16 protein-coding genes are annotated in these 18211 nt (G+C 41.2%); 2 read left to right on the top strand and 14 right to left on the bottom strand.

Annotation, left to right across the window (positions count from 1 at the left end; genetic code table 11):
- Nucleotides 1-218: 218 nt before the first annotated feature.
- The 4 genes from argH to IEV52_RS02565 form a co-directional block, all read right to left on the bottom strand.
- Nucleotides 219-1739 carry an argininosuccinate lyase gene (gene argH, locus IEV52_RS02580; RefSeq protein ID WP_188400963.1) on the bottom strand — a complete coding sequence of 507 codons (1521 nt, stop codon included), beginning with the start codon at nt 1737-1739 and terminating at the stop codon, nt 219-221.
- A 198-nt stretch (nt 1740-1937) separates the two neighbouring features.
- A complete protein-coding gene (locus tag IEV52_RS02575) occupies nt 1938-2963 on the bottom strand; it encodes an ABC transporter permease subunit (protein WP_188400962.1) in 1026 nt (341 codons plus the stop codon).
- The gene (locus IEV52_RS02570; protein WP_188400961.1) at nt 2960-3898 is read right to left on the bottom strand and encodes an ABC transporter permease subunit; all 939 of its coding nucleotides are present in this window, start codon (nt 3896-3898) and stop codon (nt 2960-2962) included. The genes IEV52_RS02575 and IEV52_RS02570 overlap by 4 nt, the downstream gene beginning before the upstream one ends.
- Before the next feature lie 360 nt (nt 3899-4258).
- Entirely contained in the window at nt 4259-4783 is a 525-nt protein-coding gene (locus tag IEV52_RS02565) for a type 1 glutamine amidotransferase domain-containing protein (protein WP_188400960.1), read from the bottom strand.
- Nucleotides 4784-4952: 169 nt separating this feature from the next.
- Between IEV52_RS02565 and IEV52_RS02560 the strand changes: the two genes are divergently transcribed.
- Together IEV52_RS02560 and IEV52_RS02555 are read left to right on the top strand one after the other, a co-directional pair.
- The gene (locus tag IEV52_RS02560) at nt 4953-6158 is read left to right on the top strand and encodes an MFS transporter (protein ID WP_188400959.1); all 1206 of its coding nucleotides are present in this window, start codon (nt 4953-4955) and stop codon (nt 6156-6158) included.
- Nucleotides 6159-6184: 26 nt separating this feature from the next.
- Nucleotides 6185-6412, top strand: coding sequence for a group-specific protein (locus tag IEV52_RS02555; RefSeq protein ID WP_188400958.1), 228 nt, complete (start codon nt 6185-6187; stop codon nt 6410-6412).
- 442 nt (nt 6413-6854) lie between these two features.
- Here the strand turns inward: IEV52_RS02555 and IEV52_RS02550 are convergent, their stop codons facing one another.
- From IEV52_RS02550 to IEV52_RS02505, 10 genes are all read right to left on the bottom strand, one after another.
- On the bottom strand, nt 6855-8522 hold the full coding sequence (locus IEV52_RS02550) for an alpha amylase family protein (protein ID WP_188400957.1): 1668 nt from the start codon (nt 8520-8522) through the stop codon (nt 6855-6857).
- A gap of 225 nt (nt 8523-8747) precedes the next feature.
- Nucleotides 8748-10310, bottom strand: coding sequence for a DUF4127 family protein (locus tag IEV52_RS02545; protein ID WP_188400956.1), 1563 nt, complete (start codon nt 10308-10310; stop codon nt 8748-8750).
- A gap of 46 nt (nt 10311-10356) precedes the next feature.
- The gene (locus IEV52_RS02540; protein ID WP_188400955.1) at nt 10357-11724 is read right to left on the bottom strand and encodes an FAD-dependent oxidoreductase; all 1368 of its coding nucleotides are present in this window, start codon (nt 11722-11724) and stop codon (nt 10357-10359) included.
- Nucleotides 11721-12623, bottom strand: coding sequence for a carbohydrate ABC transporter permease (locus IEV52_RS02535; protein WP_229754165.1), 903 nt, complete (start codon nt 12621-12623; stop codon nt 11721-11723). The genes IEV52_RS02540 and IEV52_RS02535 overlap by 4 nt, the downstream gene beginning before the upstream one ends.
- A 13-nt stretch (nt 12624-12636) precedes the next feature.
- Nucleotides 12637-13506, bottom strand: coding sequence for a carbohydrate ABC transporter permease (locus IEV52_RS02530; protein WP_188400954.1), 870 nt, complete (start codon nt 13504-13506; stop codon nt 12637-12639).
- Nucleotides 13503-14396, bottom strand: coding sequence for an ROK family protein (locus IEV52_RS02525; RefSeq protein ID WP_188400953.1), 894 nt, complete (start codon nt 14394-14396; stop codon nt 13503-13505). Before IEV52_RS02525 ends, IEV52_RS02530 begins: the two co-directional genes overlap by 4 nt.
- A gap of 25 nt (nt 14397-14421) precedes the next feature.
- Complete coding sequence (locus tag IEV52_RS02520) at nt 14422-15294, bottom strand: MurR/RpiR family transcriptional regulator (protein ID WP_188400952.1); 873 nt, start codon at nt 15292-15294, stop codon at nt 14422-14424.
- Complete coding sequence (locus tag IEV52_RS02515; RefSeq protein ID WP_188400951.1) at nt 15263-16000, bottom strand: N-acetylmannosamine-6-phosphate 2-epimerase; 738 nt, start codon at nt 15998-16000, stop codon at nt 15263-15265. The genes IEV52_RS02520 and IEV52_RS02515 overlap by 32 nt, the downstream gene beginning before the upstream one ends.
- A gap of 57 nt (nt 16001-16057) precedes the next feature.
- Nucleotides 16058-17338 (bottom strand): ABC transporter substrate-binding protein, encoded by a 1281-nt coding sequence (locus tag IEV52_RS02510; protein ID WP_229754164.1) that lies wholly within the window; start codon nt 17336-17338, stop codon nt 16058-16060.
- A gap of 18 nt (nt 17339-17356) precedes the next feature.
- Complete coding sequence (locus IEV52_RS02505; protein ID WP_188400950.1) at nt 17357-18082, bottom strand: alpha/beta hydrolase; 726 nt, start codon at nt 18080-18082, stop codon at nt 17357-17359.
- Nucleotides 18083-18211 lie beyond the last annotated feature (129 nt).

The raw sequence follows: 18211 nt of genomic DNA, 5'->3' as shown, positions 1-18211 counted from the left end.
ACAGTTCTCCTTTCACGGTCTTAAACATTTGTTTCATTATAACAAATCGCATTCCACAAAATGTATGATATCTCCATGATAAAATAAACACCTTGTGAGCAGCTACTTTTGAAGTATAAATATTAAGACTAAGAAAGTGTTGGTTTGGTTTCTGCAACAGTCAATAGAATAAAATAAGTAAAAAGAACCTGCTATAAAGAGTGGCAGGTTCTTTGATTTTATCTCTTTTTGTTTTCGCTGATAACAATTTTTTGTACTAAGTTAATCAGGTTGTTGTGAGCGAGTTGGAGACAATATCGTTCACTATCCAATCTTCTTTTTAGTTTTTCTAATTGAACTTGCCGATGAGTTGCCATCCGCCTCACCTCATTAGGATTCGGCCCCCCTTGAATGTTCCGGCGCCGGACAAATTCACTTGGACTGATGATATCATCCCACTCTTTTTGACTTAGTGATACACGGTATATTTTGTTGATTTCCTGGTTCACCGTTTGAAGAGACAGATCGCTCAGCTCAACTTTTTCATGTGAGCACATCTTAGCGATGATGCTCGCGATTTGGTGAGCCGTTCGAAATGGAACTCCCTTATCTTTTGCCAGAACGTCAGCTAATTCTGTTATCGTAATACATGAAGTTTTTGCCCGTTGCAATGCCGTTTCTTTGCTGACTTCCATCGTTCGGATAACCGCATGCATGAGACGGAGCACCCGATTTGCTTTTTCGTAACATCTGTAAAGGTGAGGCTGAAGGTCATCCTCTGTATCGACGATGTCCCCGAAAGGTGTGTTGTGAATCATCTGAATGGCAGTGAGCGCCTCACCTGCTGAAGAACTGGCAAGTGAACGGGAATGCTCGATGGAAACCGGATTTCGTTTTTGCGGCATGATGCTGCTGATCTGGATGTAAGGATCGGCTACTTTTATGATTTTGTGTTCTCTGGTCACGAGTTGCAGGAAATCTTGAATCCACCGCCCGCTGTTTACCATCATCGTTAAGACAACTGTCGCGGATTCGATCAGGTAATCTGCACCTGCGATGGCGTCGTATGAATTTTCAACTAACCCATGGAACCCAAGCAGTTCAGAGACTCGGCCTCGGTTGATGGGAAAGCCTGTGGTTGATAGTGCTGCTGCCCCCATCGGAGAACGATTTACGGTTTTATAGGCGTACTCCAGTCTTTGTATGTCACGAAGTAAAACATCGTGTATGGCTGTTAGATAGTGGCCAAGAGTTGTCGGCTGTGCTGGCTGTGTGTGGGTATATGCGGTCATTATAGTTTTGGCGTGATCATTGATTTTTTCTAAGATCGCATCCGCCAACAGGAGCGAACTTTCAATAACTGTTAAGATGTGTTCTCTCAATGCCAGGCGGTACATAGCAACCCCCATGTCATTCCGGCTTCTCGCGATATGCATCTTACCTGCTAGATCCGGACCCACCTTTTCACTTATTTTATGTTCGATCATGAAAAATAAATCTTCAAACTGAGGATCATATTGAAGCGTTTCTAGGTTAATCTTCGAAACGGTTTCTACCCCTTGAAGGATTTTTCCCGCTTCCTTTTTATTTATGATGTTTTGCTCAGTCAGCATCACGACATGCGCACGATTAATGTTAAACATATGTTTAAAAAGGAAATCCCTTTGATCATTGAAAACAGGACGAAGCAGGTGTTCTACATATGTTTTTCCTGGAAAGCTAGTGCCCTCACTTTCCATAAAACCATTTGTTGTTTCCATTACGATAGCTATCCCCTTTTTAATAAGGATATTTTCGTTTTGGTTTTCTGTTACTGCACAGAATATAGTCCTTCATAAAAAGAGGACAAAAATAGTTCAGATGGAGAGTAGAGTGAAAAAGCAAAAAAGCTGAACAAATTGCAGTTTATCAACTGTCATCCGATCAGCTCTACCTTTTTTGTTAGAAGCTACATCAAACTATTGGCTCATCTCTTTGGCATTGATTCTATTAAAACTAATAGGTTGGTTCATCTTTAGTGTCTCTGAAGTTACTTTCTTAGGTGGAACTTTTCCATTTTCGTTCTGATTCCACTTGATCACCCCTGCTGCCATAAAGTTTATTGCCAAAATGGTTAATGTAAAGGCGAGGATCGGACCAAACAGCATCCACGGATACGTCATAAAACTTCCCCAGCTCTTACCGATCAGTCCACCCCATTCAGATGATAAGGAAAAGGATTCTATGACTAAGTTTCCTTCTAAATCAATATCCATAACCATTTGCTTGCCGCCGCCTATAAAGATATCGAGCAGTGCGAGGTGGGCGAATAAGGTAAGGATCTGGCCAACTTGCTGAACAAACATGATTACGATCTTTGGAAGCAGGAAAGGAGAAACATGTTTTAAAAAAATATGAAGTGAGCTCCCACCCATGAGCCTTGAACTCTCAATGAATTCCATCTTAAAGATGCTCTCTATCTCACGCATGATGTATATCGATAAGATCGGCAGAGCGAGTGCAATGATCACACCAATGGTCAATATCAATTTTGATTTCTCATCATACGACCAAGAAAACGCGATAACGGCCGGAGAGAGAAGCAGATAAGCAAATATAGCGGTTGGTGCATAATGATAAGCATCGAATAGGGTTTCGATCTTTTCTCTGATCTTCCTAGGCAGAATGAAGATAAGGTAACCCAATATAAAAGAAAAAAGCACACGGACTAAGCTTAAAAGAACAGCCAGTCCGACGGTATACTTTGCTCCTTCTATTAAGTTGGTAAGTACACTCTTCCCTTCTTTATCTGAGCCTAATAAAAAATCCTTTGATGGTGCATAAGGTGCTTTTGCAATTATTTCTTGATTCTCGTTATAAAGAACCGCTTTAGGTTCATAATTAGGATCTTTAATAAAACCCGTGTACAAAAAGCTTATGGTTACGAGCAAAACGATAAACAGGAACCCGAACAAGAAGGACTTTTCTTTGAATAGCCCCCTCATAGATTGATGCCCCCTTTTACCTTTCGTGAAATCATGACTGATGTCGCCTGGAATAAAAAGTAGTATGGAATAAAGATTAATAGAATACTTAATGTAACCACATCAGGGTTTATACTTGCGTGTGTTTTGATGTGTGTCATGATGCCGTAAATGTTAAAAATAATTTCCAGAACAAACAGGTTGGATAACGAAAACCAAAAGATTGTTTTAAAATGAAACATCAGTGTGATAATGGCATTGCGGAAAATATGTACAACTAACACTTGAAGTCTTGTCAGCCCTTTTCCTTTCGCCATCTCCACGTATGGTTTACCCTCTTCTTCTTCAAAGGATAAAAGCAAATACTTTGTTATATAAACAGCAGGAAGGATACTAAGGCAGATTACAGGCAGCACATAGGCTGGTTTTCCGAATGAGTTTACGACTTGAAACAATACGATATCAGTTTTTTTATAGATCCAGATAATCGTAAACTGCAATAGAAAAATGAGGAATATATCCGGTAAAGATTCAATCACGAATAATAGTTGTTTCACTTTTTCCCTATTTCTGTTTTGAAATAGCATAATAATAAACGTTAAAAATAGAGCACTAATGATTCCTATTAATAAAGACATGATCAAATACTTCATAGAAAGCAGGTAATAATCCAGCAGTTCAGGAAAAATCGGGTGGAACTCAGCACTTTTGTAGTATTCAAACCTCTGATCCGTTAGCAGAGTAATTATCAATTCTTTAATATGGTTAAAATAAGCATCCACATTAAACTGAAGGCTGTCATATAAGAAGAGTGTATTACTTAACTCTTTCTTTTCTACCATTTTTAAAATGGTAATCTGCCTTTCCATATCAAACATTAGAAAGGGAATGGAACCCATCAATAGAATGCCCGCAACTAATAGCAAGAAATTGGTCGTTAATCTAGTGATCTTCATGGGTTAATCCTCCATAGTATCTTAAAATACTACCTTCGAGCGCTAATTTGGTTTACTTTTCCATTTTATTGAAATAATTTAAATGTAGTCAACTATTTTTTGGAAAATTAAAAGGAATCGGGTCTAGTGTTTTATTGTACGTGTTCTTATATTTGTTACACATTCGCCAGAAACATGAGGGTTTTCACCCAGTTTGCCGTGATTCTACCCTCAATCGCAAATTCACGCCCACATACAACTAATTTTATCCACATATCAGTAGTTTTCGACCACCAGTCTATCAACAACTGATTTTCTGCACAAAAAAACACCCAAAAGGAAGTTTAATAACTCCCAAGGGTGCACAATTCACCTATTATCTTATTTTCCTTCCAAAACCGCGATAAACTCTCTCATATAGTCCGGAAGATCTGGTGGACGGCGACTTGAAACGAGATGGCCGTCAACCACGACCGGTTCATCGATCCACTCTGCACCTGCATTCTCCATGTCATCCTTGATTCCAGGTGTAGTCGTTACTTTTTTACCGTTTAACACTTTAGCTGATACCAATACCCAGCCGGCATGGCAGATCTGACCGATCGGCTTTTTCTCCTGTTCCATGTGCTGGACCATTTCAAGCACCTCAGGAAAACGGCGCAGCTTGTCCGGCGCCCATCCGCCTGGAACCAAAATCGCATCATACTGACTAGCATCCACATCACCAAATGCAAAATCGGCATCTGCCGGAACACCGTATTTTCCGATATACGTTTCCCCTGCCTTTTCACCTGCAAGTTCAACGATTGCTCCTTCTTCACGCAAACGAAGAATTGGATACCACAATTCTAGATCCTCAAAGTCATGGTGCACGAGACTGATCACTTTTTTACCTTTTAAACGCATGTTTAACACCTCCATCATTTTATATATCCTTATTAGCGTAACATGAACATTGGTTAAGACACTATTCTTCCACCCTCATGAGAATTATGATACGATTTTTACATTCAAAATTTAACTTTGTTTACTAAATCTAGTTTCCTAAAGTACAGCATAAGGAAGTGTCAGCATTATGGCGATATGGAAGCGAAACTTATGGGTGCTATGGGTGGGCGTCTTTTTCACCTCTGCCAGTTACTCCATGGTCGTTCCCTTTCTACCCCTTTTTCTTCTTCAGATCGGTGTTCATGACCATACCGAGATCTGGTCAGGACTCATATTTAGTTCAGCGTTTTTTGCAGGTGCCATTGCTTCTCCCTACTGGGGCATGATGGCCGACCGATACGGACGAAAGCCCATGATCATACGGGCTGGTGCTTTTCTTTTCATCATCTACACGTTAACCGCTTTTGTTACGAATCCTTATCAGTTGTTGGCGCTTCGGATAGGCCAGGGACTATTAACCGGATACATCCCGGGTGCGATAGCACTTGTCGGTACAAACACACCAAAGAAAAAAGTGGGTTACGCCCTTGCGTTAATGTCTACAGCCGGAGCTTCAGGCAGCATCATGGGACCACTGCTTGGCGGCGGACTGGCTGAACTCCTGGGTAACCGGTGGGCGTTTGCGAGTGGTGGACTCCTTTCTCTCCTCTCTACCCTTTTAGTCGTTTTTTGGGTTAAAGAAGAGAAATTCACTCCAAGTAAGGAAAAAGGTTCTGTTTTAAAAGACATTCGAGTTGCAGCTGCTAACAAACCATTTATGGCTGTATTGCTGCTAACGATTGTAACAGGGTGCTCGATCATGACGATTGAACCGGTGCTACCTCTTCATATTTTAAACTTAAGCGGTTCTTCCGATAATACGGCACTGCTTGCAGGAATCGTGTTTTCACTGCCCGGTATTGCAAGCATCATTTTTGCCGCATACTGGGGAAGGCTGTCTGATAACATCGGCTTTCGGACTGTGTTGATGATCGGCTTGTTGGGTGGTGGAATCGGGATGATTGCTCAGGCGATGTTCGACGGTATTTGGGGATTCTCGGGCATTCGCTTCATTTACGGCATCTTCTTTTGTTCGGTTTTTCCAGCTCTAAATGGATTAGTGGTTGAGCTTACGCCGGATGATTTTAGAGGACGCGCATTTGGCCTACACCAGACAGCTATTCAAATAGGCGCGATGCTCGGACCACTTGCAGGAGGAGTGATCGGAGGCTTCTTCCCGGTCGAAATGGTCTTCTTGCTTACAGGAATCATGCTTTTAGTAGCACTTGTTATGGCGTTTAGATTTAAGACTCCGAGTGAAAATAAACACTATCAAAAAGCTGCAGGAGAATAGCAGTTAAAAATGGAGGCGCATTATTAATGGGTAGATGTACGATTGACCATACGTTAGAAGATGTACAGCAAAAGTTATCTGAGCAGTCAGCCTTTATGTCGCGAGAGCTGGTGATTGAGGTTGGCGACTCATTGGTTGAAGGCGGAGATCAGGAGTTTTTGAATGAAGTGTTTCACTTGTTAAAAAAATATGACTTAGCTGATGATAAGGAAAGAAAAGAACGAGACCAAAAGTTAAAAGAACTTATAAAATAGGTAAAACTCGGATTAAAACTCCGGGTTTTTCTTTTATAGTTTTTTTCAGAATCTTTCTCATTGATGTAAGCGCTTATAATTTTAATTGTCAGCGGTTCTAGAACACGATCCCGATGATTTTCGTTAGATAGGGTGGAGCGAGTTCCAGCAGGGTCACAAGTATGAGAAGAGCGATCGCAACCATCATTTTTCCCCGGTATTATGATTTTGATGGTGTATTTACGGTACGTGTTCTTTTATCTATTACGCGTTCGCCCAGTTTTAAGGTATTTTCGCCCAGCTGCATCATATTTATGCCCGCTTTCGACAAAGTTTCGCCCAATATGCATAAAATTACGCCCCATTTCGACACATTTATGCCCACGTACACTAAACCCATTGCTACTACTCATCATAAAAATAAAAGCCCCTTGCTAAAAAGGGGCTTCCTTATCATCTATTCCTATTTATCATCCCTTACCATCTTAAGTAATCCTGGAATATCGTGCGGTGCTGTTGATTCTTCAGCAAATTCTTCTTCTAAGATGTCCCACCAGTTGTACATCTCTAAGTACACCAGGTCAAACAGCATGATCCCGTGACTGTGAGCAAGTGTTGAACGAAGAGCACGTCTGAATTCTTCACGGTCATGTGCATATTGAAGGAGATATAGACTACCGTAAACAAACGTAGCTTCGTTTACCACATCAAACGCAAGATCTGCAGAACCTTCTACGGAGTACCATTCAGGATTTCCTTTGGCTAAAGCTTCTTCTGGCGTGATTTCTGTGTAATAGTTTCCGGTCATCAAGAAGTCAAGTGTTTCCGCGTAGCCTGTGCTGCCGTAATTTTCAGATGCCCAATCATAATCCGGCTGATGCGTCCTGCTTGCCCAGTTCACACCTTCACTGTAATAGAGCGGGTACCAACCGCCAACGTATGTTGAGAAGAGCATGTCTGGTTTTAGCGTATGAACTAGGTTCTCCGCACGCTTAAAGAACGATTGAATGTTGCCTGCGCGGAACTCGATCCATTGCTTGTAGAGTGGTCCAGGAACGACTTCTTTTGTTCCTGTGCTGAACGATACTGTGTAAATATCAGTTGGCCAGTTCTCGACCTTTTTACCGATAAACTCTTCAAACTTTTGACGGCTAAGATCACTAAAATCTGCATAGATGCTGGAATAACGAGCGCGATCCAGAACCATTCCATCAATGTCATAGTTATTGATCAATTCTCTAATGATACTTAATTCGTATTCCTGTACATCTGGGTTGATCGCATTTACGAATGTTGAGAATGTCGGATATTGACTAGCTGGAATAAGCTCCGTTTTTTGACCATCTACATTCATTTTTTGGCCGACTTTGACATTGTCTACGATCCATTTACGCGCTTCACCATGGCCTGATAATACATAACCATTTTCGGGAACAGATACAGCAGGTGCTCCATAAATGCGATCTACCACTTTTGTTACGACACCATCAGTTACCTGCACTTCTGCTCCATAAATGTTTGAAGGAGAAACCTTATATTTATCTGGTGTATAGAGGATCAGTTGGTTAGAACCCCTTGTGGTGTTCATAGCAAAGATCGGAAACGTGCTCCCTGTATCGGTTTCAGCTGTTCGTGTTGCTTGATAGAATACCGTTTGCCAATCAGGATTATTGAAAGCAGGTCCATCTTTATAGTCATTGTTTCCTTCAGAAAAAACGTTTACTGCCGCATGTACTTTCATGTCGCGTTTTTTTGCTTCTGAAATGATTGCCTCCAGCATATCAAAACCAGCTGGGAAGTCTTTATATTTAGGCATTTTCGATTCACTGACATGTGGTGCATATTGGCTGTCGTACCCTACGAATCCTGTGTAGTTTTTAACATCTAAAATTATCGTATCAATATGTGCTTTATGCGTTTTCTCGACCATTGCTTCTACAGCTTCTTGAGAGTTAAGACGCTCCATGTTGGCAGCAAGATCATACCAAAGGATACGAGCTTTCTTGTCGTTTTCTTTTAATAGACCCTTAAGTACTTGATGCCTTGCCTTATCATTTGCAGCAGAAGCACCAGGACTAAAAGCGGTTACAACTAAAAGAAGAGCCAACAAAAGTAAACTAACTTTTTTCATTCTATTCTTCCTCCCTATCATAATAAAAATTGACCGCTCCGCTTGCGTTTCACCTCCTTAAAAGCGGGACGAATGGCTATCTGCCTATATACCTAGATTCAAAGTTAAAGAGGACAGCCGTAACGGGCTGCCCTCTTGGTGTAAAATTCTCCTGATGTTTATGGCTACGGAAAAACATGCAGATTCTTAACATGCCCGTTTTTCATACGAAAAGTTGCGTAACTGTTAAGTTGTTTCTTTTTTGAGAGTCGTGTTATGAATCACTCTCTTTTGGTTGTGCGGTATTAGCTCAAATCCGATTTCAAATGTTCGATTCCAAGGCAAATGAACATTTGAAATGGTTAATTCTGATACATGTATGCGATCTAAAAAACGTTGACCCTCTTCCAGGAAACATTCATTCACTTTTACAAGGAGTTCATCAGCTGAAAGCCTGGATTCATCTACGATTTCATCACGTACTTTCTGTCTGACAACAGCTTGATAAACGTAGTCTTCTACTAGACGGTGTATAACTTGGTTAGTTAGCAACGTATGATTTTCTAGCTTTTTAACTTTTTGAAGATAATGCATAGCGGTCTGAGAGACTACGGTGCCAATTGTGTTTCCGGCTGTATTCCATCCTGCATAGCCACTGAGAGATAATACTTCTACGGTATCGAGCATCTGTGGAACCATGCTGCTATCACTTCCGTTAGCATAAGCGACGTCTGCAATCCCAACCATAGCACCTTGCTGCACATAATAACGAAGACGCGAGATCCATTCTCCAACATTGCGATGAGGCGTATCTACTTCATTCATAAACAATTGCAGTGCAAGATCACCTTGCTTTTTACCAGGGACATTTACCGCTAAAATAATATCTGCTTCACTTGATGTTTCAACTGTATGGCATCCCAAAGCAAATATTTGTCCCTTCACACTTTCCGCAATCGGCCTGTCTTCATACATGGCTGGTATGAGTGCGCCTGTTTCTCCAGAATAAAAAGGATAGAAGAGAGGCATTTTTACATTTTCAAGTTCAAGTATCATACGTGTTAGAAGAGAACACGCAACTTCATCAGCCCCTGGATAGATCGATACTTTTTGAAAGAGCCGCTTTTCTATTACTTCTTGAACCAAACTTTCCTGCTCTTGAATGTTTAGTCCATATTCAGATGTATCGTCTTGCGGAAAAACAAGGCGGTCCACAACACCTTCATCAACAAATTGCAATAAGAACCGGTTGATTAGGAAGTTTTTTTCTCTTGTTGAAAGATAGTCTTGTAAAATAGCAGGAGGTATTTTTTGAGCAAGCTCTGTTACTAGCAGACCGGACTCTGGATCAGAAGTTTTGGCAAACTTGTGACTATGAAAAGAATATTGATAGAGTTCTACGCCATAAGTTGACCAATATTCCTTCTCTTCCTCATTTACATAATTATTAGAAATGCGCATTGTTGCACTAAATGTGAACAGAAGTTTTTCTGGGTACTTTGTCTTAAGTGTCTTTAATAGATTCAGCCTGTTTAAAAGTGTTGGAAGAAGGTCTTCATTCACTCTGGAAGGAACGAGTCCGCCGTAACAGAGCATATCAGTAGATAGAACAAAGCCATCTACCTCTTCCCCTTGATCCTCGAGCCATTGCCTAACCTGATCTAAATCCCCAGGCTTTTTTAGAAACCCGAGAATATCTTTTGGTGGAAGCACTACTTCCCACCCCCCGATATTTGCAAGCTGTTGAGGCAACGTTGACGTTACAGGTCTGGCATCTACAGGCAGCAGTGCGATCCTTCTTTTTAACATATAACCCCCCCTCACTAATTCAAATCAAAACGGTAATTGGCAATTCTTATAACACTTCTGCCCTTTGTACATAGTCCGGTTTGATGATCTGTCCATGTTCCTTAAGATGCCGCTGAAGCTCAGCGATATCAATACCACGTGTGTTCACTCCGTACTTTTTTGCAAGTGCCGCAGCAGCTCCAGCGGCTTCTCCCATACCTGCACAAGTGGCTTGAATGCGAGCTGATGAATGAGCGGAATGGGTAGCAGATAAGCATCGGCCAGCTACTAGCACATTATCTAAATCCGCTGGCAGTAGCGATCGATAGGGTATGTCATAATACTCACCTTTAGGTATGTTGGTCAGTTCAAATCCTTCTCCTTTCGGGTTGTGAATGTCGATCGGATACATACAATGGGTAATCGCATCCGAAAATTTTCTTGCATACATAACATCTTCACGGGTTAGAACATAATCTCCAATGATTCTTCTTGTTTCCCGGATTCCGATTTGTGGAGCGGTTGTTGATATGTAAGCATTTTGGAAACCAGGCACTTCTTGTTTTAATAGATTCATAATGGCATGCGCTTGTGAAAGACTCTCGATCTCTGCATCGGTAATGTCATTGCCATTAATGCCGCTCTTTAAAATAACTCGTGTTGTATTTACCAATACTTCGTCACGTCGGTTTGTCGTTACAAAAAACACATGATCTTGCGGCAGTGGATAAAGCCCTCTCGATTTATAATCCGCAACAATATCTTTAAAGCCAGCAATCGACACGAGTATATCTTCTTCTATAAACATAAAATGCTCTTTGTTCGCGCGGCAAAAAGTGAGAACTTCATCAATATTCACATTTGCAATCTTAAACATTTTTGTCATCGCTTGTGTTAGTCCGTCTTCTTTTCTACCGACGACATACTGCCCTTCTGCGTAATGAATGATATCTGCATCGCCTGTTGCGTCAATCACATAGTCAGCTGTGTAGAAATTTAATCCAGATTTATTATGCACCACAAGACCCTTAACGTTTCTGTCATCTTTCTTCAAAACATCAATAACAGACGTCTGGTAAAGCGGAGTAACACCGTATTTAATGATCGTTTCATTAAGTACGTCTTTAAGAATCTCAACATCAAACCCACGGGATCCACCAGATGCTCCTTCACGGGCTACCGTAACATCACGGACTTCCTGAAAAATTCCGCTTACAAGAGGTTGCTCTTTTACATGAAACGGCATGAAAGGACCAACAAGCGCAGCCGTTCCATTACCGCCAAGAAAACCTGAACGCTCGATCAAAAGAACCGATGCACCTGCACGAGATGCTGAACAAGCGGCTGTTATTCCAGCCCAGCCACCGCCTGCCACAATCACATCGTAATGACCTGAAACTGGAATGTTTTTTTGATATTGCATCTGATTGGTCATCCTTTTACTGCTCCTTTCATTGCTCCATCAATAAAATGACGCTGCATGAGGATGAAGAAAATGATAATAGGCAAAACAGATAAAACGGACCCAGCTGCAATCAGTCGCCAGTTTGCTGAGAAGTTACCTGCTAGTGCATTTACACCTAATGGCAGTGTGTACATGCTTTCATCGTTCAAAATAATTAAAGGCCATAAGAAATCACTCCAGCTCATTACAAACGTAAAGATAGCTAGTGTGACAACGGATGGGCGTACGAGGGGCATGATGATCTTCCACCATATTTGAAATGAATTACACCCATCCATCCTTGCTGATTCTTCTAATTCATACGGTACGGTTAAAAAGGCTTGACGCATCAGAAAGATTCCAAAAGCTGTTGTAGCATGTGGCAAAATAACGCCAGCATACGTATTTTGCAAACCTAGTTCAAGAGACAAAATATAGATCGGGATCATGACAAGCTGAAAAGGAATCATCATCGTAGAGATAATCAGTAAAAAGATAAGGTTCTTTCCACGAAACTTCATCCGTGCCAGAGGATAGGCAGCCAATGAGCATAGAATAATGTTTAATAGAACCGTAATGACTGCTACTAATGTAGAGTTGAATAAATACCGCCAGAACGGAAAAGTTTCCATTACTTTTGCAAAGTTGCTCAACGTTATATCTTGCGGGATAAAGCTAGGCGGATAAGCAAATATATTTTCATGTCCTGATTTTAAAGCCGTTGATAATAACCATAAAAACGGACCGACCATCAAACACATCACGATGAAGAGCAGCAGGTACATAAAAAACAGTTGAACGGGTGACCGGTGTTTTCGATTTGATCGAGGTTTCGTTTTCGTCTTCTGTACAGCCGTTGGTGCGGTGGTTGTTGTAGGTGTTAGTTCCACGTCGTTCCCCCCTTTAAAGCGCAGTTTCCTTTTTGCTCATAACTTTCAGATTTATGATGGACAGAACAAGTGTGATCAAGAGGAGAATGACCCCAACTGCACTCGCGTATCCCATTCTTAATTTCTCAAATGCTTCTTGATAGATATAAAACACAAGGGTCTTTGAACTGTTAAGTGGTCCCCCGCCTGTCATTACATAGATCTCTTCAAATACTTTCATAGCAGATATAGAGGACATAATGGTCACGATTATAATAGACGGCATCAGCATAGGAATCGTAATATGAAAGATCTGTTTCCACTTGTTTGCTCCGTCAATGTCTGCCGCCTCAAACAGGTCAGAAGGAATGGCTTGAAGCCCAGCCAAATAGATCACCATATAATAACCCAGGCCTTTCCATACTGTGACAGCCATTACAGCAAAGATGGAACTGGTTGGTGAGGTGAGCCAATGAACAGGTCCGTCAATGATGCCAACAGACTCTAACAAGTAGTTTAATATTCCTTGATCTGCATACACCCATTTCCAAGTGATCCCGACAACAACCATGGATGTGACAACAGGAACATAATAAGCTGACCGGAAAAAGCCGATGCCTTTAATTTTTTGATTAACTAGAATAGCTAAGAAGATAGGTAATATAACAAGTGTCGGCACCACAACGATCAAGTATAGGAAGGTTTGACCCAATGTCTTCCAAAACAGATCATCCTCCACGATTTCTTTATAGTTTTCAAATCCAACAAAAGCTGGATCTGAAATCATATTATAGTCAGTAAAACTCATCCAAACCGCTTGGAGCAGAGGATAAAAGATAAATGCTCCAAGAATGATACAAGCGGGTACGAGAAACAGATAAGGGGTTAGTGGTTTTCGTTTCATGTTGTCACTCCTTTCTGGTGCTTTTCTTCTAAACAAAGCTTAGCCGCACCCGCCATTCCTGCTTCGTTTCCTAATACGGCAGGCTGAACATAAATGGATATAGGAAATCCCTCTATTCGCTCCAGCAATAGCTGCCACCAATGAGTTTTAGAATCAATAACACCGCCGCCAATAATAATGACTTCAGGGTCAAGGGTCGTTTGGATGTTATAGAGAGCAAGGGCTACATGTTTTACATATTGCTGAACGATTTTAGATGCACTTGAGTTCGTTTCTGCAATTTGAAAAATTTCTCTTCCATGTGTGATGGTGAACCCACTCTCTTGAGCTTCACGTGTTAAAGCACTCCCTGAGATATACTGTTCTAAGCATCCATTCATCCCGCAATTACAGGGGCGGCCATCCGGAATGAAGATACTATGCCCAAATTCTCCACCATTCCACTGGTGGCCACGAACCAACTTCCCGTTCAGAAAAGCTGCTCCACCTACACCTGTTCCAAGCGTTAACAAAACAGCAGAATGATAGGATTTTTGCTGTGCCCATATTTCTCCTATCAGCGCAGTATTAGCGTCGTTGTCAACCATGACAGGCAGCGGAACTATTTGTTGAATTTCCTTTGGGACATTCGTTCCTTGCCACCCGGGCAGATTGGGTGTACTATAAACGATCTCTCCGGAATCGGTGTTCACGCGCCCGGCGGTTCCGATGCCAATGGAAGCTGTTTCCGGAAAATCATGCATGAGCTCTTCTATGACCTCTAAAAGTCCCTTTAAGATTCCTTCTTTTCCATGAGCTACTTCTGTGGTTCTATTCTTTATTGAAGAAACACGTTTATGCTCGTTATAAACAGCACCTTTTATAGACGTTCCTCCAATATCAATCCCCATAACGTACATTCTCAGTCACCACATTTTAATAGATTTTATCCAAAACGGAACGCGCAGTACGTTCTTTCATTGATAAAGAGAAATCTTTCGTCCTGAGCGCAAGGCCTGTACACAGAAGGTCGATCACGAACAACTGACCGATCTTTGCTGCAAGCGAGCCGCCTTCCATAGGAGATTCCTTTCCCCCACTTAATAGAACAATATCGCTAATCTTCGTGATCGGTGAACGTGCATAATACGTAATCGAAATAATATGTGCCCCGTTTTCACGAGCAATCTTAAGCGAATCGATCGTATCCTTTGTGCTTCCCGATACCGTGAGCCCAATGACAACATCCTCATTTGTTAAAGTTGAGGCAGTCATCGCTTGAATATGTGAATCTATTACAGCATCCGTTCGTCTTCCAATCCGCAGAAAGCGGTTTTTAGCGTCCAAAGCTGTTAATCCAGAAGTTCCTACCCCAAAAAAGTGAACAGACCTTGCTTTTTCAATCCATTCAATCGCTTTTTCGAGAGCTGCTTCATCCAGCATGCTTGCTGTTTCTTGTATAGCTGAAATACTGTTTGCTGCTATAGCTGAAATAAAGGTTTCATGTTTTCCGTTTTCATCGTCATTTTCCTGTTGTTCTCCTTGTGCATTAGATTGATCTTTTGCAATAGCTAGCTTAAATTCCTGATACGCTTTGTATCCAATCTTTCTGCAGAAACGAAGAACAGTAGTCTCTCCTACACCTACCATATCTGCTAGATCTGTCACGGAATAATACATTACATTCTCCATCTTTTCTAAGACAAGGTCTGCGACTTTTTGTTCAGACTTCGTTAATGACGGATAGCAGCTATTAATATAGGTTTTAATTGGTTTGTTAGCTTGTTTTTGATTCTGTATAACTTGCATGTTTTTCAACATCCTTCTCAATAAATTGAACAAAACGCTTCGTAATATCTTGAGGTCTAGTAATCGCAGAACCTACTACAACAGAATAAGCCCCAGCTTCTAATGCCTGCTTCGCTTCTTTAGGAGTCGAGATCCTTCCCTCTGCTATAACAGGTATGGAAAGAACTTCTTTCAGTTCTCGGATGAGTGTAAAATCCGGCTCTTTCAGCTGCCTGGAATAGGAAGTATAACCTGAAAGAGTGGTAGAAACGCAATCTGCTCCTAGATTTTGAGCGAGCAATCCTTCTTGAAGAGTGGAAATGTCTGCCATGACTAAAGCTCCACCTTTTTTTATTTGGTTAATAAGGTCTTTCAGCTGTTCATTGTTGGGCCGTTGGCGCCTTGTTGCATCAAGTGCAATCATATCTGCGTCTGCCTCCAGCAGGAGATCTACTTCTCTTTTTGTTGGTGTGATGTATACATCGGAACCATCGTACTCTTGTTTAATAAGACCGATTATCGGTAAATGGACTGTACTTTTTATGCAAAGAATATCTTGGACACCATTTGCACGAATGGCAGCTGCACCCCCCATTTCTGCAGCTCTCGCCATCTTCCCCATAACGGCACTGCCATTCAGCGGCTCGCCTTCTAACGCCTGACACGAAACAACTAACCCTTTATGTATCGAGTTAAATATGTTTTTTATCGCCAACTTTATCACCATCTTTGGATTTGTAAAAAGAAAGAAGGGGAAGGTTCCCCTCACTTTCTATTCATCTGTTTATTTGGATAACGTTTCGTTCCAGCGTTTTTCCGCTTCAGCTAGTGCGTCTTTCGAAGATTGTTTCTCAAGCATCGCAGATTGTACAGCTTCGTTCATCGCGTTCTTTAAATCTTCATAACCCTTCATCGGCGGAATAAGTACTTCACTATCTTTTAATTGACTGGCAGAAACCATTCTCGCTTCATCAATCGGTGTTGGGTTTGCAGGAAGCTCCTTAAAGTAAGGGTCTTCTAATGCAGATTCTATTGAAGGTAAAATTGGAACAATCTTATCGAACTTAACTTGATTCTCAGCATTCGTAATAAATAACGAGAACTCCACTGCTGCCTCTTGATGCTTGCTTTGTTTCGGAACAACTAAGTTCATAGCAGCTGTGTTCAACTTTCCAGTGCTGCCCGTAATTTGAGCGGATGATTTTGTTACTTTTAAAATGTCAGGGGCATTTTCTTTTACCTGATTCAAGAATTGTGGACCAGATGCTAAGATTGCAAGCTGACCTGCTTGATACATGTCAATTGCTTTTCCGTGACCTTCTGTTAAAACTTCACGCGGGATGTAGCCATTTTTATAAAGATCTACATAGAAATTGAACGCTTCAAGGCCTTTCTCATTGTTAAAAGCTGCTTTTGTCATGTCTTCGTTCGTTAGGTCAACACCCATCATTACCATAGACTCCAGCAAATGGCTTCCGTCCAATGGCGGGAAGAACGCATACTTTCCTGTCTTCTCCTTCACTTGCTTAGCCACTTCAGCTAACTCATCAAATGTTTGTGGCGCTTTATTCGGATCAAGTCCTGCTTCTTCAAAGATTTTTGTGTTGTACATCGTTACTTGTGATGATAGGTACCACGGAATACCGAACGTCTTTCCATCAAACGTGTTGGACTTCCAAACACCTTCAAAGTACTCACTGCGTGTCTTTTCATCTACCATCTCATCCATATCTACGAGTGCATCGAGTTCAGCCAGCTTAGAAGCAAACTGTGGATTCAAGTTTGCTACATCTGGTGCGGTTTTGGATGAAACAGCTGCAAGGATCTTCTTCTCCATATCTGCCCAAGGCACGTCTACCCATTTCACTTTAATGTTAGGATTTTCTTTTTCGAAATCTTTGATCGTACTGTTAATATAATCATCAAAAGTTGGTGATAACTGCATGGTCCAGAATTCAATTGTTACTTTCTCGTCTTTTCCGTCTCCAGCCGTTTCACTGGAGCTGTTACACGCAGCCATCAACATAAGAGCCGCAATCATGATCCACGATAAAACCTTTTTCAACTTCCATACACCCCTTTTTTAATTGTTTAAAAAAAATGATAAAGCCCTCGGCAGGTCTCTTCTCCAAAAATCCCAAAGATGGTCTTCCTCTTCTTCATGGTAGGCAACACGGATTCCGAGCTGTTTAAACCGCTGATGAAACGTGCGATTCTCATTAAGTATGTATAGTGTGTTACCTGTGATCGGAGAGTTAAACGCAACTTCTTTTTTACCGACTACTTGATAGATTTGAAGGTTAGAAGGAAAGATTGATATTTCCAGCAATGTTTCCATGTGCTTTTCGTAAGCTGCTGATTGTAGCAGCAAGTGAGTCCATGGCTTTTGAACTTCAGCAACAAGGTACGTGCTGATCACTGCACCTAGTGAATCACCAATGGTCCCGAGCTTTCTGATGTGAAGCTTTTTATTGGAGAGCCAGTTTTCTACGTATGTGAAAAGTTCTTGTGAAAAGAATTCCTTATACTGAATATGTTCTTTTCCATTCGGATGATAGAAGTTCCACCGCTGATAAGAATCACCAGGATGGACAAGGACAAGTAGCAAGTTTTCAGATATTGTTTGATTATTTACATGGTGCTTCATACTTTCTCGAATTTTGCCCAGTTCTTCGTAATCTTCACCATCTTGGACAAACAATACATCTACCTGAGTGCTCTGTTGGACTTCATAAAAATACAGCTTTACCTTCATCCTGCGTTTTAACTTAGCACTTTCTAAAGCGTTTATATTTTTATAAGAGATCAACTCCTTCCTCCTCTCACATACAACATAAATTTTCTATCTATTTTGAATAGTACCATAATTTATTGGGAATATGAATAAATTCTTCAAAAAAATTATAAAAAGTGGAGTTAACCTCCAATTTAGGGAGTG

This window comes from Fictibacillus barbaricus (assembly GCF_014635025.1).
Lineage (GTDB): Bacteria > Bacillota > Bacilli > Bacillales > Fictibacillaceae > Fictibacillus > Fictibacillus barbaricus.
This window is presented reverse-complemented; position numbering and strand designations above follow the sequence as displayed.